The sequence below is a fragment of the Falsibacillus pallidus genome (assembly GCF_050990905.1).
GTDB classification, from domain to species: domain Bacteria; phylum Bacillota; class Bacilli; order Bacillales; family DSM-25281; genus Falsibacillus; species Falsibacillus pallidus_A.
Genome location: NZ_CP158866.1, coordinates 832,971 through 854,978 on the forward strand (window position 1 = coordinate 832,971; position 22,008 = coordinate 854,978).

The window sequence follows — 22,008 nt, forward strand, 5'->3', positions numbered from 1 at the left end:
CTGAGGGGCGCCGATCATGCCCCTCCTTTTCTATTTTTACGACTGCAAAAAGAACTGCTACTCTCTAAATCTTCCAGATGGTATGATAGGAAGAAACGAAACACGGGAAAAAGGGGCTGCAGCACGTGAGGAAAATCGGCATCATACTGCTTTGTTTTGTATGCGTTTTCATATTTTATTTGACGGCCGTTTCAGCGGAAAAAGTATTCCACTCGGATTGGCAGCTCCCCGGGGACTCCGGGCAAAAAGAAGCGAAGTACCGCCTCGTCCTGATCACCCAGGAGCTTGAGACTCCATTTTGGGACAAAGTCGGAAAAGGCGCGATCGAACAGGCCAAAAAGGAAGGGGCAAGCCTTGAGGTCTGGGGGAGCTACGGCCACGATCAGGAGGATTTCCTGAAAAAAGTGGAGATTGCCATTCAATCCAAAGTGGACGGCATCATCGTTCAGGGACTTGATACCGAAAAATTCAAGACCCTGGCAAAAGTGAAAGCTGCATTTTATGGAATTCCTATCATTACAATCGCTAACGACGTGCCGATGGAAGAAAGCTTGAGAAGGACGTATGTCGGATCCGACCAGTATCAGGCAGGTACCATGATTGCCCGCCAGCTGCTATCGGATATGGGCCTCTCCGGAACGGTGGTACTTTTTGGCAACACCCGTGAGGAATATTTTCAGCAGCAGCGCTTGAAAGGGATGCAGGACGTGCTGAAAAACTATCCGAAAGTCCACACGATTTATGCAGAAACGAACGAATCGAAGGAAGAAATCATCGCGTCCACACAGGACCTCTTGAACAATCACCCGGAAGTGAACGCGTTCATCGCAGTCAATGCGAATATCACAGGGGCGATGGTGCAGGAAATTGGCCGCCGCTACAAGGTTGAGCCGTATTTCATCTATACATTTGATGACGGAGCGGATTCCCTTTCTCTTTTAAAACAGGGAAAGCTCGATGGAATGATCGAGCAGTCGCCTGACATGATGGGGAAAAAAAGCGTGAGCGAAATGATGCAGTGGCTGCGCGGTGAAAAGGTGCCGCTCGATATGAAAGGCTACCATACCGATATCCGCATCGTGAAAGCGAAGGATGTCCAATGAATACAATCCAGAAAAAAATATGGATGCTTGCCATGGTCGTCCTATTCATCATGGCCGCCATCTGGTTCGCCCTCACCTACTACAATCAAAAAACGCAGACCCAATACAACGAAATCCTCCAGCGCTATTTGCATCTTAACGAGGCGAAGACAGCAAGCCAGGAGACCATCGTCAACTTGAACAGCTATTTGAATGAACCTACAGAAGTCAATAAGAAGCGCCTGAAAGATACGGAAGGCAAACTTCGGCAGGCGAAAAATGAAGCAGCCGGCCTCCGGAACGAAGAGAACGATTTTGCCCTGAGCAACTATATGAACTTAATCGACAGCCTGATTGAAACAACGGACCGATCCGTTTTGTTCCAGGAAGATAAAGAGACAGAAGCCTCTGCCAGCGAATTTTCCGAAGCGACGCGCATCTCGAAATATATTTCCGACATGACGCTCACCCTGATCGACACCGAATTAAAAACGTATGACCGGTTCTATCGGAGCATCATCGAAAAGTCGGTCGAAATTAAAAAGCTCGGCATCTGGCTCATGCTTTTAATTACATTCCTGCTTCTTATCATCACGTACGGATTCTCGCTCAGCATCACAAAGCCGGTGCACCAGCTGACCCAGGCGGCCAACGAACTGTCGAAAGGGCGGTTTGACCGCCAAATTGAAGTGAAATCCAATGACGAAATCGCCTTCCTTGCCAAAACGTTCGACCGGATGCGCATCAACATCAACGGACTTATTTCAGAAATCCAAGAGAAGGCGCAGCTCGAACGGGAGCTCCAGGAAAGCAAACTCCTTCTGCAGGAAAGCCAGCTGCGGAGCCTTCAAAGCCAAATCAACCCGCACTTCCTTTTCAATACGCTTAATATGCTTTCCAAAAAAGCGTACCTGGAAGGAAATGAAGAAACGAGCGACCTGCTTGTCAGTGTGGCAGGTCTCTTAAGGTACAATTTACGCAGATTGGACAAACCCGTCACGCTCGCTGATGAAATCGTTGTGATTCAGCAGTACATGGATATCCAAAAAGCGAGATTCACAGAGCGGCTGACTTTTTATATGGACATCGATGAGGGCTGCCTCGATAGCAGAATCCCAGGTCTCACCCTGCAGCCGATCATCGAAAACGCTGTGATCCATGCCATTGAGCCGAAGGAAGATGGTGGTGCTATCTGGCTCCGCATCAGGGACGAAGAGGAGTCGGTCGTCATCGAAATCGAAGACGATGGCTTAGGGATGGAAGCGGAAAAAGTCCAGCAGATCCTGAACGAGCATCACGTCCAGTCAGAAGGGCATTCAACAGGGATCGGATTCAGCAACGTCGTCAAGCGGCTGCGCCTGTTCTATGAATCGAGTGGTGTCATAAATATTGAAAGCACCATCGGAAGCGGCACAAAAGTCTTATTAAACATTCCAAAAAACAAGGTGGGTGTACGACATGGTTAAACTCCTGATCGTTGATGATGAACAGACAGAAAGGGAGGCGCTGCGTGTCATCCTGAAGCGAGCCTTCCCGGAGCTCATCATAGATGAAGCAAAAAACGGAAAGATTGCTGTCCAGAAAGCAGATGAATTTCAGCCTGATTTCATCATGATGGATATCAAGATGCCTGGGATGAACGGCCTCGAAGCGATCGAAATCATCAGTGCCGCTCATCCGGCGATCAAATTTATCATGATCACGGCATACGATACATTCGAGTTTGCACGGCAGGCCCTGAAGCTCGGCGTCAAAGACTATCTATTGAAGCCAAGCACCATCAAAGAAATCGGCGAGACCGTCGGAAAAGTATTGAAGGAAATCGAAGAGGAGCATGAATCCAAAGCGCGCAGCCTTAAACAGCAGGCTGCTTTTCAGAAAGCATTGACGCTCGTTGAAACCGACGTCGTCACACAGCTCCTGTTCGACCATGTCCACGAAGTCCACCTGGATATGCTTGTAGAAATGCTCCACATCCATCCGGCAAGCGAAAAATTTGTCATGATGGTGCTGCTTCCGGCAGGTTCGGAACAACACTATTCCGCCATTAAAGAAAAAATCAGAACGACCAAAAGCGGCTGGGTTGGTGCACTATATGGCCGTCAGCTTCCCATTATCGTTTTCCGCGATGCAGAAAAGTCCTTCCGTTCGCAGGCCATTTTTCTCGCAGGGGAAATCATTAAGCTCGCCAAAAAAGACCAGGCAGCAGGCTGGTTTGTAGGAATCGGCAATCCGTGCAGTTCACTCGAAGCCATCCGCCAGTCCTATCAGGAAGCCCTGATCGCTTCCATGGACGCCTCGCTTCCAGTTAAATACCGATTCTACTCTGACCTCCCGCCGCTCGGAACAGCAGAAGACGAGAAGCTCGCAAAAAAGAGAGAGCAGCAGTTCCTTGATCAAGTCCGGCTCGGGGAATGGGGAAAAGTCCGGGAGAATCTTTTTGATTTGATCCAGCGCTTCGTGCATGAAAGGGCGAGCATGCTGCAAATTCAGCAAAAGGTGCTCGAACTTCTCTGGATCGCCGGCAGGGTCATGAGCGAAATGGGCATGGAAACCGAAACGCCGATGTTTTCCTTCCAAGCCCAAGATCCCCGCCAGCTCCAGTCCGAAACAAGCATCCTCCTCGAGCAGATGAGGCAGTCCTATGAAGAGCATCATGAGCGGCTTGAAGCCGATTCGATCCATCAATTGAGGCAGTTCATCATGGAGCACTCCCATGAGGATATTTCCCTCGATGCGCTGGGGCGAAAAGTAGGTCTCAGCCCCATTTATATCAGCAAACTGTTCAAGGAGAGGCTTGGAATCAACTACATTGATTTCCTGACAGAATGCCGCATCACAAAAGCTAAGAAACTCATGCAGGATCCTGAGAAAAGCATCAAAGAAATCACATTTGAAGTCGGCTACCACGAACCGAATTATTTCAGCAAGGTATTCAAAAAGGTCTGCGGCATGTCGCCAAAGGATTATCGCAAAACGCTCACTGGCCAAAAGGCAGGCATTTAGTGGGCGGGGGAATGAGGGGAAGAACATGGTGAAGCGTTTGAAAATAGTCGCAGTCGTTTTGGTTTTGCTCCTGAGCTTGGCAGGCTGCAAGGGTGACGGCGAAAAGACAGTGGCGCCGGCCCAAAAACCTGTGGCAGCCAGCGGAAAAGAGATCAAGCATCCCGGCGAAAAAATCAAAATCGGCTTCTCCATGGACACCCTCCTGGAAGAGCGCTGGCTAAAGGACCGGGATCTCTTCAAGAAAGCAGTGGAAGGGATGGGCGCGGAATGTGAAGTCATGGCCGCAAACGGCGACGATGCCCTGCAGATTTCACAGGCCGAAACCTTGATCAGCCATGGCATCGACCTCCTCGTGGTCGTGCCCCACAATGCTGAGGCAACGGCGGCCATCGTCAATAAAGCGCATCAGGCAGGCATCAAAGTCATTGCCTATGACCGCCTCGTGAAAAATGCTGACCTTGATCTATATATCTCGTTTGACAACGAAGAAGTAGGAGAGCTCCAGGCAAAAGAAATTACGAAACGCGTACCAAAAGGACGGTACGTCTACATTGGCGGCGCCATCACGGACAACAACGCCCACCTATTCAAAAAAGGCGTCTTCAACGTCCTCCAGCCGCTGATCGACAAAGGCGACATCCAGATTGTCTATGACCAATGGTCCAAGGACTGGACGCCGGCCAACGCACTCGTCAACATGAGGGAGGCCCTCAAAGCCACCCATAACCAAATCGATGCCGTCATCTCGGCAAACGATGCAACCGCGGGAGGCGTCGTCCAAGCACTTGACGAACAGGGACTCGCAGGCAAAATTCCCGTCGCCGGGCAGGACGCCGAACTAGCAGCCGTCCAGCGCATCGTCCAGGGCACCCAGACCATGACCGTCTACAAACCGATCAAATCCCTTACCATTGAGGCCGCATCACTAGCCGTAAGAATGGCCAAAGGAGAAAAAATCGACACACACAAAAAAGTAAACAATGGCAAAATCGAAGTCCCATCCGTACTGCTCTCCCCAATCGCAGTCGACCGAAACAACATCGACAGCACCGTAATAGCCGAAGGCTACCATTCCCGCGAAGACGTCTACAGGAAATAAGTTGGTGGGACGTGGGGACAGGTTTAGTGTCCCGGTGTTGTTGTGGGACGGAGGGACAGGTTCCTCGTCCCACCATGGGTTAATCAGAATTGGCTGTTTTGGAAGTGTGAACAAATGATCTTTGGAAGGGCTACGGAGGAAAAGGCACAAATTGATCTTTTGGTGTAATGAAAGAAGCTTTTTGAGGGAGATTGATACACAAAACGAAGATTTTCTATACGAGGACGCCCCTTCCGTTCATTTGGAAGGGGTTTTTGAGGTGGTTCAAGCATGAAATGATCATGTGAATACCGGCTATGCGCGAAAAGAACCGGTCTATGCGCGACTCCACATGGTTTATGCACGAGAATGATACTGCTATGCGCCAGAAACAGATTCTATGCGCGGAAATCATTCTTTTATGCGCCAGCGGGACTTTAGCGAATAACTCAAGAGCAATTTTTGGGACAACAAACCTGTCCCCGCGTCCTCCGCGTCCCACTTAATACATAATATCAATATGAGAGGTTTTTTCCTTCTTTAATGGATAGATTTCGAAAGCCTCTGGAATGAATTGTGTTGAATGATAGAGCAGTTCGGATACGGTTACACTTTTATAGCCGTTCTCGTCTAAGTAGTCCAAGATTTTATCTAACGCCTTAACCGTTGAACAGGACTGTGTTAGTTCACTCCCATGCCAATCATGAAAAAGGATGATATTCCCCGGTTTTATCCCTTTTTTGATGTATCGGTACATTTGGTTGGCGGGAGGTTCAGTCCAATCCCGTGAATCCTGATCCCATGACCACAATATAACCGTCTTGCCGTTTTGCAGGGCGGTATTAATAATGACATCACTATAATATCCCCCTACTGGACGGTAAAGTTTTGGTGTTAATCCGGTAACTTGTTTGATCATTTTATCTGTTTCGATTAACTCGGAGGATAGTTTGGATGATGCTATATTTCCATGAAAATGGTGAAAGGTGTGGTTGGCAATTTCATGACCTTCCCGCACTTCTCTTTTTAAAAGATCCGGATAGGTGCCCGCTTTCAGACCAGTGACAAAAAAAGTTGCCTTGGCATCATGTTTGGCCAATATTTCAAGTATTTGTGGAGTAAAAACAGGATGCGGACCATCGTCAAAAGTAATGGCCACTATTTTTTGCTTTGTGTTTACTTCCCAGATGACACGCCCTGTTTTTTCATATTCAGCCCGACTCCTGGTGGCTGCATCGGCTATAGAGTCAAAGCAGAATATAGAAATAAGTAAAAGAATGGTCCCGAACAAATTCTTTTTCATTGGCTGCGCTCCTTCTCTCTTATAAACTTATCCTTTGATATCCTTGCTTAAAATATTTATGGAAAACGGATATTTATGGGGATTGGACACTTTAAGGAGCTCCGACTAAAGTCTTAATCAAAATACAACAATATGCCATTTTTCAATTAACCCCCCTCGACTAAACTAATATCAAGAATACGAAAAAGGGGAATAGAAAATGGGAATCATTCAAGGGTTATATGAGACACACTTGGAAGTTGAGAATTTAGAGGAATCCATGAAATTCTATGAAGAAAAGCTTGAGCTGAAGCTGGGAAGGTACGAAGAAGGAAGGAGAAGAGCCTTTTATCTATTCGGTGAAAAAGAAGAATCCATGATATCAATAGTGGAGCGAAAGGAGATCGATATCCGCCATTTTGCGTTTCGGGTTGCGTATGAAGACCTCCACGAGATGATCCCTTTCCTTCAAAAGAAGGGGATTGAAATCGTCTGCGGATGGGAAGGACTTCCGCTCGATGAACCAGTAGTCTACCCATGGCTAGCCTCGGCTTCTGTATTTTTCAACGACCTGGATGGAAATAGGCTGGAATTCATCTGCCAGCTGCCTCATGAGCGAAGACCGGAATATGAAAAAGTGGCCGTTTCTTTATCAGAATGGCTCCAATTGCAAAAGTAAAAAAAATTCATATGAAAAATCAAAAGGGGCATTTCGTCAAATGTCCTTTTTTGTTTAAAATCAAATTTGTTTGTCATATTTCTGAAACATAAATGTAATGTTTTTTAACCTTAAATGTCGAATGGCGGATGTTATAATCGGGTTGGACAGGAAGTTACAATAATTACAAAAAGAAATCGTTTTTATACAGAGCGAAATAAATAGACTAACAAGGGGAAAATGATGAGTAAACAAATGAAAAAACTTGCTTTCAACACGTTATCAGTCATTGGAATCAGCAGTTTACTATTTACATATAATAACCAGGCATTTGCAGAGGATTTACATAGCAAAAAACAAGAAATACATAATCAGCAAGCACAGGTACAATCGGAAATGAATGACAAAAATGCGGAGCTTTCTCAACTTCAAGCAGATGCTGCAAGCTTGCTGGAAGCAATGGACTCCATCACGGCTAAAGTAAAAGATACAAACGATAAAATGGCCGAAACGACCAAGGATATTGCAGATACACAAAAAGAGATGGATGATTTAAAACAAAAAATCGCCGATACAAAAAAACGAATCGCAGAACGCGACGAGATTTTAAAGAACAGAGCGCGCGCCATGCAAGTAAATGGCAGCTCCGCCGGCTATCTGGATGTTCTGATGGGAGCGGAGAGCTTCGGTGATTTCATCGATCGTGCATTGGCTGTATCAACCGTTGTCAAAGCCGACCACAACTTGCTTGAAGAACAAAAAAAGGACAAAGCCCAATTGGAAGAGTCCGAACAAAGCGTTCTTGATAAAATGAATCAATTGCAGGACGATAAGAAAAAAATTGAAGATATGAAGATCCAATTGAAATACCAAATGGCTGAAAAAGAGGCCATCATGAAAAAAATCAAAGAAGAGCAGATCCAAACAAATTTGGATTTAACTGACTTGCAGAATCAGTCAGCCAATCTTTCAAGCCAGGAAAAATCAATCTTAGCAGAAGAACAAAGGCAAGCCGAACTGGCGAGAAAACGAGCAGAAGCAGCGAGGGCAGCTAAAGCAGCTGAAGAAAAAGCAAGAGCAGAACGAGCGGCTAAAGCAGCAAAATCAGCCCATACGTCAAGCTCAAGCTCCCATGCAACAAGTTCAAGCTCTCATTCAACAAGCTCTCATTCAGCCAGCGAAAGCATTACTCATTACACTTCGCCGATTCCAGCCAGCAGCACCATCAAGAAAGGCGCAGGTGCCATAGAGGCAGCAATCAGCGCAGGTTCATCAATTGTTGGACGTTCCCCGTACAACTGGGGCGGCGGCCGGAGCAGCACGGATATTGCCAACCGCTCATTTGACTGTTCATCATTCGTGCGCTGGGCATATTCAGAAGCTGGAGTGGATCTAGGCGGAATCACTTCCACCTCCACCAATACACTAGTGGGCCTAGGGAAGCCAGTCAGTGCATCAAATATGAAAAGAGGAGACCTGGTCTTCTTTGACACATACAAAACAAATGGACATGTCGGCATCTACCTAGGAAACGGACAATTCCTCGACGATAACAGTTCAGACGGCGTGTCCATCGACTCCATGAACAACCCATATTGGAAAGCAACATTCAGTGGAGTAGTAAGAAGAGTCGTAGAATAATAGAATAACTAAGGGACTTGTCAATTTGGCAGGTCCCTTTTTGGTGTGAGAAATTCGCGCGAGTATACACATGAATGGGAAAAATCACGTGTGAGTGGTTTAAAGACTAATTAATGAAGGAATTTGTCTATTTGAGGAGAGATTATGGGCGAAAAAGTAGTAGAAATTATGCAAAATGCTCCACCTGATAAGCTGGAAGGCCATTTTGGAGGTATTCAGGGAAAGAAATGGCTCTCTCAATCCCTGCTATGCGCGACTTTTACTAGCTTATGCGCCAAAACCCTCCTGCTATGAACCGAAAGGCGAATATCACCTGTTTATGCGCCAGCCGGACCCCAGGAGCGTCATACCATGGCAGGTCCTGGGACAATAAACCTGTCCCCCCGTCCCGAGGCCTCAGTTGGGACAATAAACCTGTCCCCGCGTCCCGCAAAAAAAAGATCTAAGCAAATTCATTGCTCAGATCTTTTTAGTGTCAATCATCATTGAAACAGCTATGTTTCTTCTATTTAATACTTGAAGCGCCAACAAGTGATTCAGGATTCTTGCCAAGGATTAGAAGGCTGATTTTGGCATAGCCAGTGTGTCTGCATTCGGAAAAGATTTGCTGCAATGCTTGTGCATCTTCGTGATCTTTTAGTTTTTGCACTTCTTTTTTGTATAGACGAAGAACTGAGCCATATACGAAATTTGGAGCGGACTGGCCTGGGTCTTCGTTCATGATGAGGCTGCCCATGTACTGAAATTGGAATTGGAAAGCACGTGTCAAGTTCACGACTTCGGCCAGTTTTTCGAACAAGGAAGGATAGTCTCTTTTGACCTTTTGAATGGCTTCGTTAGTTTCTGTTAGTTCAGTGATATTTGATAAGGTAATCATTCTTTAGTCCTCCTTTTAGTTGTCCCAAGGTTTTTCGATTGAAATGTATTCTGCTAATTCTTTACTTTTTTGTCTTCGCAATTTCCGCATTTCTGCACGTTCTTTCCCTGTTTCATAAAGGAATTTTTCTTCAGAAGTTTCCGGAATGATGCTCGGTACTTCTACTGGACGCTTGTTTTCATCCAATGCTACAAATGTGAGGAAAGCAGTAGCAGCGATTCGGCGAATGCCAGTAAGCATATCTTCTGCGATTACTTTACAGAAAATCTCCATGGATGTTTTACCAGTATAAGTGACGAATGATTCGACACAGACGGAATCCGATTGTTGGATGGGGTGCAGGAAGTCGATGGAATCGGTGGATGCCGTCACGCATTCCTTCACTCTTGAATGTCTGCGGGCTGATAATGTTGCCGCATCATCGAGCTTTTTCATCAGGACGCCGCCAAACAGTGTATTATAATTATTTAAATCGCATGATAATACTTGAGCAGTATTCACTATGCGGCTTTCTTTTGCTTTTTTTGCGTTCATTAGATCATTCATCTCATTGCATCCTTTCATGGCTGGATTTGATTTTAGCCAATGGGTTAAAAGGTTTTTTTTGCCTGCCACAAGTGTACGACCGAAGAATGGTTTCGTAAAATGGTTATATTTCATCTTCTGTATAGCCAACGTCTATGTAAATGCTTACATGTATGCAGGACGTGTATATTCCCATAGAAAAAACGGCCCTAAAGCAGGACCGTTTCTCTTTAAAATTAACTATTTTCTTCTTCTTGATTACCGATTAGCAGCTGTTCCTTTGTAAATTGCAGCCATTCTTTTGCGGCATAAGACATGTACTGATTTTTGCCCCAAATGATTGCTAAATTCCAACTGATTGACGGGTTGACGATTTTGACCGATTTTACGTTTTTATTTAGGTTATGGCAGACACTTTCAGGCAAAAGGGAGACGCCGAGCTTGCTCTCTACCATTTCTTCAATAAAGGACCTTTGAGAACTTTCGGAAATAATGTGTGGCGTAAACCCCACGCTGGTACAGGAATGGACGATTCGATCATTAAGAACAAAGTCTTTATTGAATAGAATAAAAGACTCATTTTTCAATTCGACCAGATTGATTTCTTCCCGGTCCGCCAACGGATGAGAGGGATGGATGATGAGCTTCAAATCTTCTTCCATGAACGCAAAATGATCAAAAAGATCGTTCTTCGTCGGAAGGACAATCACCCCAGCATCCAGTAGATTGTTGCTCACATCATCTTCAATTTTTTTGGAGCCGTCCTCCACTAATTGAAAGGTAATGCCGGGGTACATTTCGTGATACTTGCCTACAATTTTCAAGAAAAAGTGGGCGTTGAATATCGGCGGAAGACCTATCCGGATGTGACCCTTTTTCAGACCTGTCAGGTTATCCAGTTCCGTCTCCAGATTTTTAAATGCAGTATCGATTAATTTTGCCTGTTCCAAGATAATCTTCCCCGCATCCGTCAGAGTCAACTGCTTTCGTGATCGTTCAAAAAGTTCAATCCCAAGCTCCGTCTCGAGGTTTTTAATCATCTTGCTGATGGTCGGCTGTGTGATAAATAAGTTTTCCGCAGCACGTGAAAAACTATTGAAATTGGCTACTTCTATAAAATACTGTAGATGTTTGATATCCAAAAAAGTGCACCTGCTTGCATTCAAATTGATTGCCTCTAATGAAAGAGGATCTTTAACCCATCATAGCATTCTGTGGGACGCAGGGACAGGTTCCGCGTCCCAAAAACTTTGCGAATCTCTCAGTGAGAAAGGGTCATTTCCGCATACTTCAGCCTCCATGGCTAATGATGTTTATGGGTTATGCGCCAAAAAAGGCAAGTAAGGAGAGAATTAGGACCCATTCTAACGGGGGATGGAGGGTGGAAGCAGAATTGTGGAGAAATTTGTGTTTTTAACTATGGCAGTGAGGAAAATAGTAGTGGAAATAACGAGAAATAACCCTCCAGATAAGTTGGAGGGTTATTTATCATTATTTATACAGTGATTCTTGCACGAAATGGCTCTCTCAATACCGGCTATGCGCTAAAACAGGCTGTCTATGCGCGACTTTGCCGGCTTATGCGCCAAAATCATTCGGCTATGCGCAGGAATCGGATCCTATGCGCGGGAATCACCTCTTTATGCGCCAGCATGCCAGCCGGACTCCGGGAGCGTCATACCACGGCAACAGCTGGGACAATAAACCTGTCCCCCCGTCCCTAAAGTTCAACCCTCAAATACTCCGGTCCATGCCCTTTATAGGCGAATTCGACGTACAGGATGTTTTTAAACCGATCGACTGAATCTCTCTGATCCTGGCTTAGCTTTTTGTAGGATCTAATAGTAACCAATGCATTGACGCCCATTTTCTCATTCGGCTCTAACGTAACAAATTTATCTTTTGAAAAGCCTCCGATATACCCCTTACTTACCAGGAATGGCTGCATCTCGTCACCCAGGAAGGCGCGGTCCCTGAAAGAAATTGGCTTATTACTTTTATTAACAATCCAATAAGTATAATGGATATCACTCTGTAGGTTAGATTCTTTGGAAACCATAATCTCCACTTTGGCATCCCGGATCTGCAAAAACTTGCTGTCATTAGATTGAATTTTAGCTTGGATATCTTTATAGGATATGTCGTAAGGGAAGGTGTCTCTTGGCGGATCATCGAGTGCAGTGACCCTGTCATAAACAAACAAAACTAGTAGAGCGAAAATAATTGCGCCTGCTGCTTTTTTAACCATCTTATTCACCGAATTTCTTTAGATATTTTAATAGTCATGAAAAGCTGACAAGGACACCATCCGGATTTGGTGGCATCATGCAGCTGGGACAATAAACCTGTCCCCCCGTCCCACCAAACTATTTCATTTTCACAATGATGTTTCCTGGCAGGTTTCCATAGTGGACGAGCAGATATAGTTTTTCGTTACTGGCTGGGATTTGATAGGTTATCAAGGCTCTTGCTTTTCCACCTGGGCGCAGCAGGGTATGTCCATAGAGGTTCTTTTCTTCTAGTATTTTTAAATTTTCCACAATATAATGGTTTCCTTTACCGTCTATTAATTCATAGGAGTATGGAAGAAATTCCGCCCTGCCTTCTGTATTAGCCTCACGCTCCATACCGACCGGAATGGAAATGTTGGTCATCCCTTGTTTTGGAGGAGGGAGCTCCTTAGGTGATTCCGTGATTTTTCCAAATGTATAGTTATCTCCAAAATTAAAAAATGTTTCGCCGGCATTGAACGTTTTCCAAGCACTTTCCAAAAGAGCATTTAGATCTGCTGTGCTTCCTGACTTTTCCGAGTTTTCACCCTGTAAGCCCTCAGTTTTGTCCTCCGCTTTAGCATCTACTGGCACACTGTCGTGGACTTCACCTTTTGTTCCTTCCGTCTCAGAAGGGGCTTGCACAGATGAGTTTGCTTCTTTTATTTGAGGGACAGCATTGGCCAAAAGCGCCACAATCCCTATAAATAAAAGAACGCCTGCTGTGCTGAAGATATATTTGAACCGTTTTTCCGTTTCTTTTGAATTGTCAAATGTACCTTGCATCCCTTGATATGGCGTGATCTTCACGGCTTTTTCAGCAGGGATGGCCGCTCCGAGAATCCCCGTAGCGATAGGGATGAGCAGTGTAATAATAAAAAACGGAAGCTGTTCGATTGGAATCTGGGCGTACATTTTCCAAATAATCGCCAAGGAGAGCAGTAGTCCAATGACCCCGGCAATCAACCCACTGATGGCACCTTCCAGTAAAACAAGGCTGCGGATATGGCGGTTGTGCCATCCGACTGCCTTCAATAGAGCGATTTCCGGCTTTCTTTCCGAAATGTTTTGCCAAATAATTTCCGCAGTGGTCAAAATCGCAATCAGTATCGCCACTCCCATCGCAATGTAATGCATGGGTCCGACTTCCATTGCGACATACTGGCCGAGCCAGGTGGTGAACATGATTCCCTTCAGCCTGAATGTAACGAACAAGAAGAAAATCAACAGACTTGTCGGAAGAGCGATTGCGATAATGGAAAGGCTGCTTCGTTTCCACTTGGTGAGCAGGGAATTCAGCGCCATGGAAAAATACGATTCTGTTTTCAGCATACGTCTGGAAAAAGCTGAAACCTCGCCTGTCCTCATCGTTTCGTATGGCTTTATCCGTCTTACCAAGTATCCTGGAATTATGGACCCGAGCCAGTAGATGGAGAGTCCGAAGACCCCGATCATCACGATTCTGGGAGTAGACGTCTCGATGTGATGGGTCAACAGGATGAATCCAAGAATGAGCCAGCTGATGATGGAAACAAATAATCCGATGATTGTGGATTCAATGAAAATCAATTTAGTCAGCTGTGATGGACGCCAGCCGAGCGACAGCAGGACTGCGAACTCTTTTTGACGGGCATACATCATGATTAAATTGGAAGAGAAAACATAGACGATTGCAACCAGGATGACACTCCCAATGACGCCGGATAGTCCAATTTTGGATTCCTTGAAAATGGAAATGGATGATCCGAGTTTGATCCAAGGCTGCTGCACCCATCCGATAGATTTTTCGCCTTGAATCCCAGGGATATGGGTTAAAGCAGGCTGCGGTGAAGATCCCAAAGTAATGTCAGTAATCAAACCTGTTTTTGTTTCTATTTCGTCCGCAACCTTTTCAAGGATTGCCTGACTGTCTTTGGTTAAGGTATCCACACCTTTGACTTTGATCCGTATGGATGAAATCGGCTTATCCCCAAGTACGTCTGCAGCTGCATCGATCGTCGTTAACATGAGGGGAGGCTTCGTTAAAAAGCCATACGGATTGTTCGATGGCTTCAAAGAGATAGGTGGATTGACAGGGTCCGTATTTTCATCAAGAACCAGATCTGCCTTGGATGGGAAATAGGTTTCCATCGGAAGCTCAGTCAATGGATCCTTCGAGATATTCAACTTCTTCGGGTCAAATAATCCTACATAATGATACTGCAAGCGCGGCCAATCCTTGCTGTTCTGACCGTAAAATGAAACGGATCGATAGGATTGCTGATCTCCTAAAATCGAATTTTCTGGAACGGTGTAAGGATTGACTTCATAAGAAAACGGCCACCTTTTTGAAAATGGGCTTGTCACTGGCTGATATTTAACAGGAGATGGCTTGAAAATTAGCCAAGAGCTAAGATTTCCCGATCCTTCATCGACGCTTCCTGATTGAAAAATGGATTGAACCAGCTTCTTATGAGCCTGTTCTGTCGTAAAGGTGTAGGAATCCTGTTCGGTTGCTTTTTGTTTTTCTAAAAATGCTTTCCCGCCATTTTTCTTAACCATTTCCATCGTAGACGCTTCTTGATCCGGGGCGAAAGGAAGGTCCAATCGCTCAATGTCAAAAGTGAATGTTCCGTCTACAAACTCTTGATTGCTCATAATGATAGGGAGTGTATGATTCACAAGTCCATCGCCCAAATCACTTCGCTCCGGTTTATCCTCATCGTTGAAATATCGGCTGTTATCGCCTTTTTTGATAGCCTCGCTTAAGCCGACCAGCTGTTCCTCTGCCTGCGGATCAATTCCAGCAAGAAGTACGTTGGATCCATAAGAAAGTTCTCCATTGAAGCGGCCTGTTCCGTACTCTTTGCCAAGTCCCTGAGGCTGCCAGCCGCCAATGGTGAAGTAAGAGATTCCAGTGTCTTTAGTTGTGGAGGCCCCATTATTCGACGTTTCGATTGTCTTTAAGCGGTACACTCCGGGCTTAGTGATGTTCAACTTTTTTAAAAGTACATTATTATTGACGTACCCAAGCATGGCGATAGGGGCAGCAACTTTGATATCATCCATCGATTGGATTTCTTTGTACTGATCCATTGAAATGCCGCCTGATAAGCCGGATAAATAATTCGGTTCCAGCAGCTTCTTATCCTCTGTTACACTTCTGCTGCCGGGCGGCCTGACAACAATGTGGTACGAAGACTGCCATCTCTTTTGCAGTTCATCGACAATCGTTCCATTATTGGTCTGGGAGACGCCGATTAAGTAGCTCAGCCCTGTACTGACAATCAATGCCCCGACAAGAAGGAGGATAAAACGCTCCTTATTTCGCCACCAGTTTTGCCAAATGAATCGGATCATGGGTGTTCACCTGCTCGATCAGAGATGATTTCACCATCTTTCATATGGATGATGCGTCCAGCCCGTGAAGCGAGGAGGGGATCATGGGTAACAAATACGACTCCGCAGCCTTTTTCTTTATTCAAGCGGGAAATTAATTGAAAGATGACCTCGCCTGTTTCTGAATCAAGATTTCCTGTAGGCTCATCTGCGAGCAGCCAGTGAGGTTCATGAATCAAGGCGCGGGCAATCGCCACCCGCTGCTGCTGGCCTCCCGAAAGCTGAGAGGGGAGGGAATTCATTTTATCTTTGAGCCCGACCTGCTCTAGCAAATCAGCCGCCCGCTCTTTTTTGTTATATGTGACGCGGCGCGAAAAAAGAGGGACCATCACATTTTCCATGGCTGTAAGCGTAGGAAGGAGATGGAATTGTTGAAAGATGAAACCGATATTTTCAAAGCGAAAATCTGCGAGTTCATTCCCTTTCATATTGCTTACATTTTGATCACCGTACAAAATATCGCCTCTCGTAGGTTTATCCAAAGTGCCGAGCAAACTCAGCAATGTTGATTTCCCTGAACCAGATGGACCAACCACTGCTGCAAATTCCCCTTTATCCAATGTGAGGCTGAGATTGTGAATGGCATTCGTCTTAATCCCATCTCCAGTAAACTGTTTTTCCACGGCCATACAGCTTATAGAATGATTCATGATATCCCCCTAATTAATTTTTATAATATTTTGTCTATTTAATTGTAACAAAAGAGAAAATGGTATGATATGAATAATTGGAAAAAAATGTTTTGGTAGGTGGCGATTAGATGAAAGCACTATTGTTAACAATCCTAGGTGCGGTAACAGCGTGGTTTGTACTTGGATTTTTTTTGAAAGATTTTGAAACACAGTCACTCTTTTCAATGGTAATAGGAATCATCGTCGGTTTTAACGTAGGAAAAAGAGAAAATAGATAAGTTGATGACACATATTTAGGGGGAATTACCGATTTTTGTTCTCTTAAACCCCGGCTATGCGCGAAAATAGAATGTTTATGCGCGACTTTTCCGGCTTATGCGCCAAAACCCTCCTTTTATGAACAGGAATCGGATTCTATTCGCGGGAATTACCTGTTTATGCGCCAGCATGCCAGCCGGACTTCGGGAGCGTCATACCACGGCAGTGCCTGGGACAATAAACCTGTCCCCGCGTCCCACCCACCACCGCCACCCCGCAACACCCCCTCCGGCCATCACACCTGGGACAACAAACCTGTCCCCCCGTCCCGCAAATGCGTTATAATAATATCAACTATTTGTTTCGAAAGGGTTTTTGTGATGCAGGATTTTTTCAGCCGCAAGAAGAGTGAATTGGGCGTGTCCTTGAATGATGTGCAGCGGAAGGCTGTGCTTCAGACGGAAGGGCCGCTTCTTTTATTGGCGTCGCCGGGTTCGGGTAAGACGACGACGGTCATCATGCGGATCGGGTATTTAATTGAGGAGAAGGGTGTGGATCCTTCACGGATAAAAGCGGTGACGTTCAGCCGGGCGTCGGCAAGCGATATGCTTGAACGGTTCCAGCGGTTTTTCCCTGAGCTGCCGCCCGTCGATTTTTCCACAATCCACAGCTTTGCCTTTGAGGTGGTGAGGGACCACTTCCGGAAAACGAGGACACCGTATGAACTGATTGAAGGAAATTTGCCATCAGACGAGCAGGCGCTTCATAAAAAAATCATCATCCGGAAAATCTTCAAAACGCTGGTCGGTGAAAACATCACGGACAGCCAGATGGAAGAGCTGACGACATATATCAGCTATATCAAGAACAAAATGATCAGCCGCGAAGAGTGGGCGACGGTAAAATGCGAAGTGCCGAAAGCGGAGAGGATCCTTAAGGAATATGAGAAATTCAAACGGTCCCATCCAACGAAGCTTCTTGTCGACTTCGATGACATGCTGACAATTGCAAACGATGTCCTTGGGAGCGACCGCCAGCTCTTATGGCAGTACCAGCAGCGCTATGACTATGTGCTGACGGATGAGAGCCAGGATACTTCGCTCGTGCAGCATGCCATCATGGAAAAGCTTGTGGAGGAACACAAGAATCTTTGCGTCGTGGCGGATGACGATCAGTCGATCTACAGCTGGCGTGGAGCGGAGCCGCAGTATCTTCTGGACTTCAAAAAAGTCTATCCTAACGCGGAAATCCTGTTCATGGAGCAAAATTACCGTTCATCAAAAGACATCGTGACTCTTGCCAACCAGTTCATCAAGCGGAACAAAAATCGCTATGAGAAAAATATGTTCACAGAAAATCCGCCGCATCAGGATATCCAAATCAAAGAACTTTCTGATTACAACGACCAGGCGGGGTACTTGGTGAATGAAATCAAGAAGATGAAAGAGCTTGGAGAAACGGCGGTTTTATACCGGAATAACTCATCTTCCATTTCGCTCATGAACGAATTTGACCGGGCTGGCATCCCTTTTTACATGAAGGACGCGGATAACCGTTTCTTTTCCCATTGGATTGTGGAGGACGTCAAAAACTTCATGCGCATGGCGTTTACAGACAAGCGGCCGGACATTTTGGAGAAAATCCATTTAAAATTCAATGCCTACTTGAGCAAGCAGCAAATGCAAGAGCTGATGAAGGTCCGAAACGGGGAGTCCGTATTTGATAACCTTGTGAAATACACTTCACTAAAGGAATATCAGATGAAGCCTTTAAAGGAAAGCCGGAAGATTTTCGCCGATATGAAAGAAATGAAGCCGAGGCTTGCCATCCAGACTATCAGGAACCAGCTTGGCTATGAGAAGGCAATTGAAAAGATGAGCAAGAATCTCGGGTTCCGCATGGACTATCTCCTCAGCATTTTGAATACGCTGGAGGAAATTGCAGCGGATCTCACGTCACTCGAGGATTTCGCCAACCGGTTGAGCCATCTCGAATCTGTCCTTAAAAATGCTAAGCGGAAAAAAGGGCAGAACGCCGTGACATTTTCCACATTCCACAGCTCAAAGGGACTAGAATTCGAACGGGTCTACATGATCGATCTCGTGAACGGCGTCATCCCGGCTCAGGAGGACTTGGACGATCCATTGCTTATGGAAGAAGCGACCCGGCTTTTCTATGTCGGCATGACGCGGGCTAAAAAAGACCTTGAACTCATTACCTATCGTACAAAGGACGGGAAGAATGTTGGCCAGTCCCGTTTCGTCGGCAATGTGAAATACATCTTGGACCCGCCAAAACCAAGGTCCGGTTCGGTCAGAAGCGGGGTAGTCATTGGTCAAAGAAGCGAGAAAGAACCGGTCCGAAAAGTGAAGGGCGTACCGTACAACCCGAACGCCATCAAGAAAGCAGAAGAGCTTATGGCTGGAATCGACGTCATACACCGGGTATTCGGCACGGGGACCATCGTCGAAATCGTCGGCGACACAATGCAGATTAAGTTCCCTACAAAAGAAAAAACCTTATCCGTAGCAACGTGCTTGGAAATGGGGCTTTTGGAGCTCACTTAGCACTTAATTATGATGAAATGATAGTCACAAAATACAAGAGGAGGAAAAAGATGTTCATCATCAATGTCCTCGTTCCGATTGTATACACCACGTCTATTAATACGTTCCTGTAGAGAAGAGTTCCAATTCCTTGACTCTCACTAAGGGATCGTATGTATCTCAAGGAGGCGTGGAATATATGCAACGAAATCAAGCGTACTATCGGCATCAGCGAAACAGGGTGATCCAGTGGAAGAAAAAATTCATCCTGAATGCAAGAGAAGGAGATGTGGAATTTGACCGCAGGCTCCAGCAGCCCGGACGGCTATCGAAAGAAAAGCTGGGCTGCTCATGCTTTATGTGTAAATATGAAAAACACATGGATATCCCTAAACCGGCGCACAAGGCCAAATGGGATGGCATGAAAGAAGCGATTGAAGAATACTTTTTAGAAGATTGATAGAATGAAGGTCTTCCCGTCTTGGGGAGGCTTTTTTGCATAGAAAACAAGGGTATTGGATGGAATTTGTAGAAGTTATGTTGTGAAAGATACATAGGAAAGTAGGAAAAATCAATGGACAGACATATACTTGCCATTTCAGGCGGCGGCTTCTCAACAGAAGAAACATCCTTTATCGATGAGTATTTATTAAAAATCGCTAGGAAACAGGGGCCATTGAACATCGCCTTTATTGCAGCGGCAAGCCATGACGCACAAGGATATATTGATGCGTTTTACTGGGCTTTCCAATCAGAGAAACCAAGCCATTTAAGCATAAAGGACTTTGAGTCGCCGAATATTCAAGAGGTTGTGAATGATTTGGATATCATATATGTAGGCGGCGGTGATACGCGCTTCATGATTGAAGTCTGGCAAAGGACAGGGTTCGATCAAGTATTGAGGAATGCCTATCAAAACGGCGTGATATTAGCAGGGATCAGCGCAGGAGCAATGTGCTGGTTCGAAACATGCTACAGCGAAAATGAAGAAGACGAATATGAAGAATTCCCGGGATTAGGTTTTTTATCAGGCAGTTTCTGCCCTCATTACAATAAAGATAAACGTCGAAATGAATTTGACAATTGGGCAGCTGTCCAAACAAACATCAGTGCGTTTTATCGTCTGGAAGACAATGAAAATCTTCATTTCAAAAATGAAAAACTGGCTGCGAAAATCACGACTTAAAAGGTTTTACTTATTCCGCAGCAATCTCTTCCTTATGAACCAATTGAGAAAGATAGCTGTTTAAATCGAACTGTTCCTCTGTGATAAAATCCGTGATTGTAAGAGAGTTAGTAGTTAACATTTTGAATTCCTCCTGTTTGGTTTGTTAACTCTATCATTCCCGAGTTTTCAGACTTTTAATCACGTAAACTAGAAAAAATTTAAAATGGGAAAAAGGATACAGACGCTCTGTATCCTTTTTTTCTAGGCTTCTTCCGTAATATCCAGTTTCACGAGCTGCCTGTGGTCAAAGAATTTTTCAAAAATAATTCCCATCACATAGAAAAATACCAGCCCGAATCCGATGTGGATTAAAGTGAAGCGGGCTCCAAATGAGGAAAACTCGTAGACTAGCACTGGAAGTTTTGCAGTTGTCCAGGCACCAAGGAAAAACACAATGTACCGGAGGCCAGCTCCTTTTTTCAATAAAAGGGCCGCAATCGGAAAAGCCACATAAAGGGGACCTGCTGCGACCACTCCCATCAGAAGGGAGAATAGAATGCCGTAGAAACCTGATTCACTTCCCATATATTTGATCAAGGTCTCTTTCTCAACCCATTTATCAAGCAGACCGACGAGGATTAAAACAGGTGGAAGCAGCACCAGCATATTCACGATGCTGTTTCCTGTCAGCCGAAATGCCTTCCAGCCCATTTCGTGGTTAATGAAGGTCAAAACGATCAGCCCTATTAGAAGCAGGATAAAAAAGCGGTATTTCTTGATTTCCTTCATGTCATCACCACCCAAACAATTAAAGAGAAGAGAAGGGACATCACTAATGCAGAAGCGTTACGTGAATAGGCAAAGCTTCGACCGAACATTCTTTGCTCCATCGGGACGGAGGTGATGCCGACTGCCATTAAAGTGGACATCAATGCGGCTACTTGGGGAAGTCCTGCGCCATTGTGTACGAGTGCTGCCCCAAGCGGAAAGACGACAAAGCTCGGGATCAGCGCAATGGAACCGATGACGCTGGAATAAATGACCCCCATGATTCCTGATTGTTCCCCGACCATTGAAGAAATGAACGATGGCGTCAAAATCGATAAAGAGAGCCCGACAAAAAGCATGATAGCCAGTACATCAGGGAGCACATTGCGGAACATATTCCATGCTTTTAAAAGCGCCCCTTTCGTTTTTTGACGATCCTTTGTAAAAGAAATGCCCAAGAGCACAAGAGCAATCGCGTAAAGAATTACACCATTAATCATGACTGGATTCCTGCCAATCGTTGTATTTCGTTAGAAAGAAAGACAAATTTCTCATTTTCTCCTCAATGTCCCTTTGGAATTCTCCAAGTTGTTTTTTGCCTTCCTCCGTGATTCTGTACATCTTCATCGGCTTATCATGATGGACGGTATCCACATAAGACTCAATAGCCCCTTCATTTTCCAACTTTTTCAACGTGCGATAAAGTATGGCACTATCAATCGGATTGACCGGCAGCTCCTCCTCACATTTCTGCAAAAGCTGCCCGCCGTAGCTGTCGCCTTCCGTTAAAAACAACAATAGAAATGCACCAGTATGTCGTCCTGTATGTTTCATAAAAT

20 protein-coding genes are annotated in these 22,008 nt (G+C 45.3%); 10 read left to right on the forward strand and 10 right to left on the reverse strand.

Annotated features, from left to right (window positions below; translation table 11 throughout):
- Positions 1-125 precede the first annotated feature (125 nt).
- From ABTV07_RS04415 to xylF, 4 genes are read left to right on the forward strand one after another with little or no spacing between them, the layout of a single operon-like run.
- Positions 126-1,103, forward strand: a complete 978-nt coding sequence (locus tag ABTV07_RS04415) for a sugar ABC transporter substrate-binding protein (RefSeq protein ID WP_433747991.1) — start codon at positions 126-128, stop codon at positions 1,101-1,103.
- Entirely contained in the window at positions 1,100-2,548 is a 1,449-nt protein-coding gene (locus ABTV07_RS04420; protein ID WP_433747994.1) for a sensor histidine kinase, read from the forward strand. The genes ABTV07_RS04415 and ABTV07_RS04420 overlap by 4 nt, the downstream gene beginning before the upstream one ends.
- A complete protein-coding gene (locus ABTV07_RS04425) occupies positions 2,541-4,088 on the forward strand; it encodes a response regulator (RefSeq protein ID WP_433747997.1) in 1,548 nt (515 codons plus the stop codon). The genes ABTV07_RS04420 and ABTV07_RS04425 overlap by 8 nt, the downstream gene beginning before the upstream one ends.
- Before the next feature lie 25 nt (positions 4,089-4,113).
- Positions 4,114-5,187 carry a D-xylose ABC transporter substrate-binding protein gene (gene xylF / locus ABTV07_RS04430; RefSeq protein ID WP_433747999.1) on the forward strand — a complete coding sequence of 358 codons (1,074 nt, stop codon included), beginning with the start codon at positions 4,114-4,116 and terminating at the stop codon, positions 5,185-5,187.
- A gap of 481 nt (positions 5,188-5,668) precedes the next feature.
- Here the strand turns inward: xylF and ABTV07_RS04435 are convergent, their stop codons facing one another.
- The gene (locus ABTV07_RS04435) at positions 5,669-6,469 is read right to left on the reverse strand and encodes a polysaccharide deacetylase family protein (protein ID WP_433748002.1); all 801 of its coding nucleotides are present in this window, start codon (positions 6,467-6,469) and stop codon (positions 5,669-5,671) included.
- 199 nt (positions 6,470-6,668) lie between these two features.
- Here ABTV07_RS04435 and ABTV07_RS04440 point away from each other — a divergent pair, with 199 nt between their 5' ends.
- Complete coding sequence (locus ABTV07_RS04440) at positions 6,669-7,127, forward strand: VOC family protein (RefSeq protein ID WP_433748005.1); 459 nt, start codon at positions 6,669-6,671, stop codon at positions 7,125-7,127.
- Between the two features lie 222 nt (positions 7,128-7,349).
- Positions 7,350-8,747: a PcsB-like coiled-coil domain-containing protein gene (locus ABTV07_RS04445; protein WP_433748008.1), complete on the forward strand. Its 1,398-nt coding sequence runs from the start codon at positions 7,350-7,352 to the stop codon at positions 8,745-8,747.
- 505 nt (positions 8,748-9,252) lie between these two features.
- Here ABTV07_RS04445 and ABTV07_RS04450 read toward each other — a convergent pair.
- The 6 genes from ABTV07_RS04450 to ABTV07_RS04475 all read right to left on the reverse strand — a co-directional run bounded on the left by ABTV07_RS04450 (position 9,253) and on the right by ABTV07_RS04475 (position 16,447).
- Positions 9,253-9,624, reverse strand: a complete 372-nt coding sequence (locus ABTV07_RS04450; protein ID WP_433748010.1) for a hypothetical protein — start codon at positions 9,622-9,624, stop codon at positions 9,253-9,255.
- A gap of 15 nt (positions 9,625-9,639) precedes the next feature.
- Positions 9,640-10,158, reverse strand: coding sequence for an acyl-CoA thioesterase (locus ABTV07_RS04455; protein WP_433751093.1), 519 nt, complete (start codon positions 10,156-10,158; stop codon positions 9,640-9,642).
- Positions 10,159-10,385: 227 nt separating this feature from the next.
- Positions 10,386-11,291: a cidABC operon transcriptional activator CidR gene (gene cidR, locus ABTV07_RS04460; protein ID WP_433748012.1), complete on the reverse strand. Its 906-nt coding sequence runs from the start codon at positions 11,289-11,291 to the stop codon at positions 10,386-10,388.
- A 578-nt stretch (positions 11,292-11,869) separates the two neighbouring features.
- Positions 11,870-12,397, reverse strand: a complete 528-nt coding sequence (locus ABTV07_RS04465; RefSeq protein ID WP_433748015.1) for a hypothetical protein — start codon at positions 12,395-12,397, stop codon at positions 11,870-11,872.
- A gap of 118 nt (positions 12,398-12,515) precedes the next feature.
- Complete coding sequence (locus tag ABTV07_RS04470) at positions 12,516-15,758, reverse strand: ABC transporter permease (protein WP_433748018.1); 3,243 nt, start codon at positions 15,756-15,758, stop codon at positions 12,516-12,518.
- On the reverse strand, positions 15,755-16,447 hold the full coding sequence (locus ABTV07_RS04475; protein ID WP_433748021.1) for an ABC transporter ATP-binding protein: 693 nt from the start codon (positions 16,445-16,447) through the stop codon (positions 15,755-15,757). The genes ABTV07_RS04470 and ABTV07_RS04475 overlap by 4 nt, the downstream gene beginning before the upstream one ends.
- A gap of 110 nt (positions 16,448-16,557) precedes the next feature.
- Between ABTV07_RS04475 and ABTV07_RS04480 the strand changes: the two genes are divergently transcribed.
- The 4 genes from ABTV07_RS04480 to ABTV07_RS04495 all read left to right on the forward strand — a co-directional run bounded on the left by ABTV07_RS04480 (position 16,558) and on the right by ABTV07_RS04495 (position 20,419).
- Positions 16,558-16,707 carry a hypothetical protein gene (locus ABTV07_RS04480; RefSeq protein ID WP_433748023.1) on the forward strand — a complete coding sequence of 50 codons (150 nt, stop codon included), beginning with the start codon at positions 16,558-16,560 and terminating at the stop codon, positions 16,705-16,707.
- A gap of 360 nt (positions 16,708-17,067) precedes the next feature.
- A complete protein-coding gene (locus ABTV07_RS04485; protein WP_433748026.1) occupies positions 17,068-19,254 on the forward strand; it encodes an ATP-dependent helicase in 2,187 nt (728 codons plus the stop codon).
- Positions 19,255-19,432: 178 nt separating this feature from the next.
- Positions 19,433-19,693, forward strand: a complete 261-nt coding sequence (locus tag ABTV07_RS04490; RefSeq protein ID WP_433748029.1) for a hypothetical protein — start codon at positions 19,433-19,435, stop codon at positions 19,691-19,693.
- A gap of 114 nt (positions 19,694-19,807) precedes the next feature.
- The gene (locus ABTV07_RS04495; RefSeq protein ID WP_433748031.1) at positions 19,808-20,419 is read left to right on the forward strand and encodes a Type 1 glutamine amidotransferase-like domain-containing protein; all 612 of its coding nucleotides are present in this window, start codon (positions 19,808-19,810) and stop codon (positions 20,417-20,419) included.
- A gap of 243 nt (positions 20,420-20,662) precedes the next feature.
- Here the strand turns inward: ABTV07_RS04495 and ABTV07_RS04500 are convergent, their stop codons facing one another.
- The 3 genes from ABTV07_RS04500 to ABTV07_RS04510 are packed head-to-tail and all read right to left on the reverse strand — an operon-like array spanning position 20,663 to position 22,003.
- Positions 20,663-21,190, reverse strand: a complete 528-nt coding sequence (locus ABTV07_RS04500; RefSeq protein ID WP_433748033.1) for a permease — start codon at positions 21,188-21,190, stop codon at positions 20,663-20,665.
- Positions 21,187-21,669: a hypothetical protein gene (locus ABTV07_RS04505; RefSeq protein WP_433748036.1), complete on the reverse strand. Its 483-nt coding sequence runs from the start codon at positions 21,667-21,669 to the stop codon at positions 21,187-21,189. The genes ABTV07_RS04500 and ABTV07_RS04505 overlap by 4 nt, the downstream gene beginning before the upstream one ends.
- Positions 21,662-22,003, reverse strand: coding sequence for a PadR family transcriptional regulator (locus tag ABTV07_RS04510; protein ID WP_433748038.1), 342 nt, complete (start codon positions 22,001-22,003; stop codon positions 21,662-21,664). The genes ABTV07_RS04505 and ABTV07_RS04510 overlap by 8 nt, the downstream gene beginning before the upstream one ends.
- Positions 22,004-22,008 lie beyond the last annotated feature (5 nt).

Coding starts and splice junctions, on each gene's coding strand:
- ABTV07_RS04490 (WP_433748029.1), top strand. CDS start 19,433: ATGCAACGAAATCAAGCGTACTATCGGCATCAGCGAAACAGGGTGATC.
- ABTV07_RS04495 (WP_433748031.1), top strand. CDS start 19,808: ATGGACAGACATATACTTGCCATTTCAGGCGGCGGCTTCTCAACAGAA.
- ABTV07_RS04440 (WP_433748005.1), top strand. CDS start 6,669: ATGGGAATCATTCAAGGGTTATATGAGACACACTTGGAAGTTGAGAAT.
- ABTV07_RS04425 (WP_433747997.1), top strand. CDS start 2,541: ATGGTTAAACTCCTGATCGTTGATGATGAACAGACAGAAAGGGAGGCG.
- ABTV07_RS04435 (WP_433748002.1), bottom strand. CDS start 6,469: ATGAAAAAGAATTTGTTCGGGACCATTCTTTTACTTATTTCTATATTC.
- ABTV07_RS04470 (WP_433748018.1), bottom strand. CDS start 15,758: ATGATCCGATTCATTTGGCAAAACTGGTGGCGAAATAAGGAGCGTTTT.
- ABTV07_RS04500 (WP_433748033.1), bottom strand. CDS start 21,190: ATGAAGGAAATCAAGAAATACCGCTTTTTTATCCTGCTTCTAATAGGG.
- ABTV07_RS04485 (WP_433748026.1), top strand. CDS start 17,068: ATGCAGGATTTTTTCAGCCGCAAGAAGAGTGAATTGGGCGTGTCCTTG.
- ABTV07_RS04505 (WP_433748036.1), bottom strand. CDS start 21,669: ATGATTAATGGTGTAATTCTTTACGCGATTGCTCTTGTGCTCTTGGGC.
- ABTV07_RS04420 (WP_433747994.1), top strand. CDS start 1,100: ATGAATACAATCCAGAAAAAAATATGGATGCTTGCCATGGTCGTCCTA.
- ABTV07_RS04455 (WP_433751093.1), bottom strand. CDS start 10,158: ATGAACGCAAAAAAAGCAAAAGAAAGCCGCATAGTGAATACTGCTCAA.
- ABTV07_RS04475 (WP_433748021.1), bottom strand. CDS start 16,447: ATGAATCATTCTATAAGCTGTATGGCCGTGGAAAAACAGTTTACTGGA.
- xylF (WP_433747999.1), top strand. CDS start 4,114: ATGGTGAAGCGTTTGAAAATAGTCGCAGTCGTTTTGGTTTTGCTCCTG.
- ABTV07_RS04450 (WP_433748010.1), bottom strand. CDS start 9,624: ATGATTACCTTATCAAATATCACTGAACTAACAGAAACTAACGAAGCC.
- ABTV07_RS04445 (WP_433748008.1), top strand. CDS start 7,350: ATGAGTAAACAAATGAAAAAACTTGCTTTCAACACGTTATCAGTCATT.
- ABTV07_RS04480 (WP_433748023.1), top strand. CDS start 16,558: ATGAAAGCACTATTGTTAACAATCCTAGGTGCGGTAACAGCGTGGTTT.
- ABTV07_RS04465 (WP_433748015.1), bottom strand. CDS start 12,397: ATGGTTAAAAAAGCAGCAGGCGCAATTATTTTCGCTCTACTAGTTTTG.
- ABTV07_RS04510 (WP_433748038.1), bottom strand. CDS start 22,003: ATGAAACATACAGGACGACATACTGGTGCATTTCTATTGTTGTTTTTA.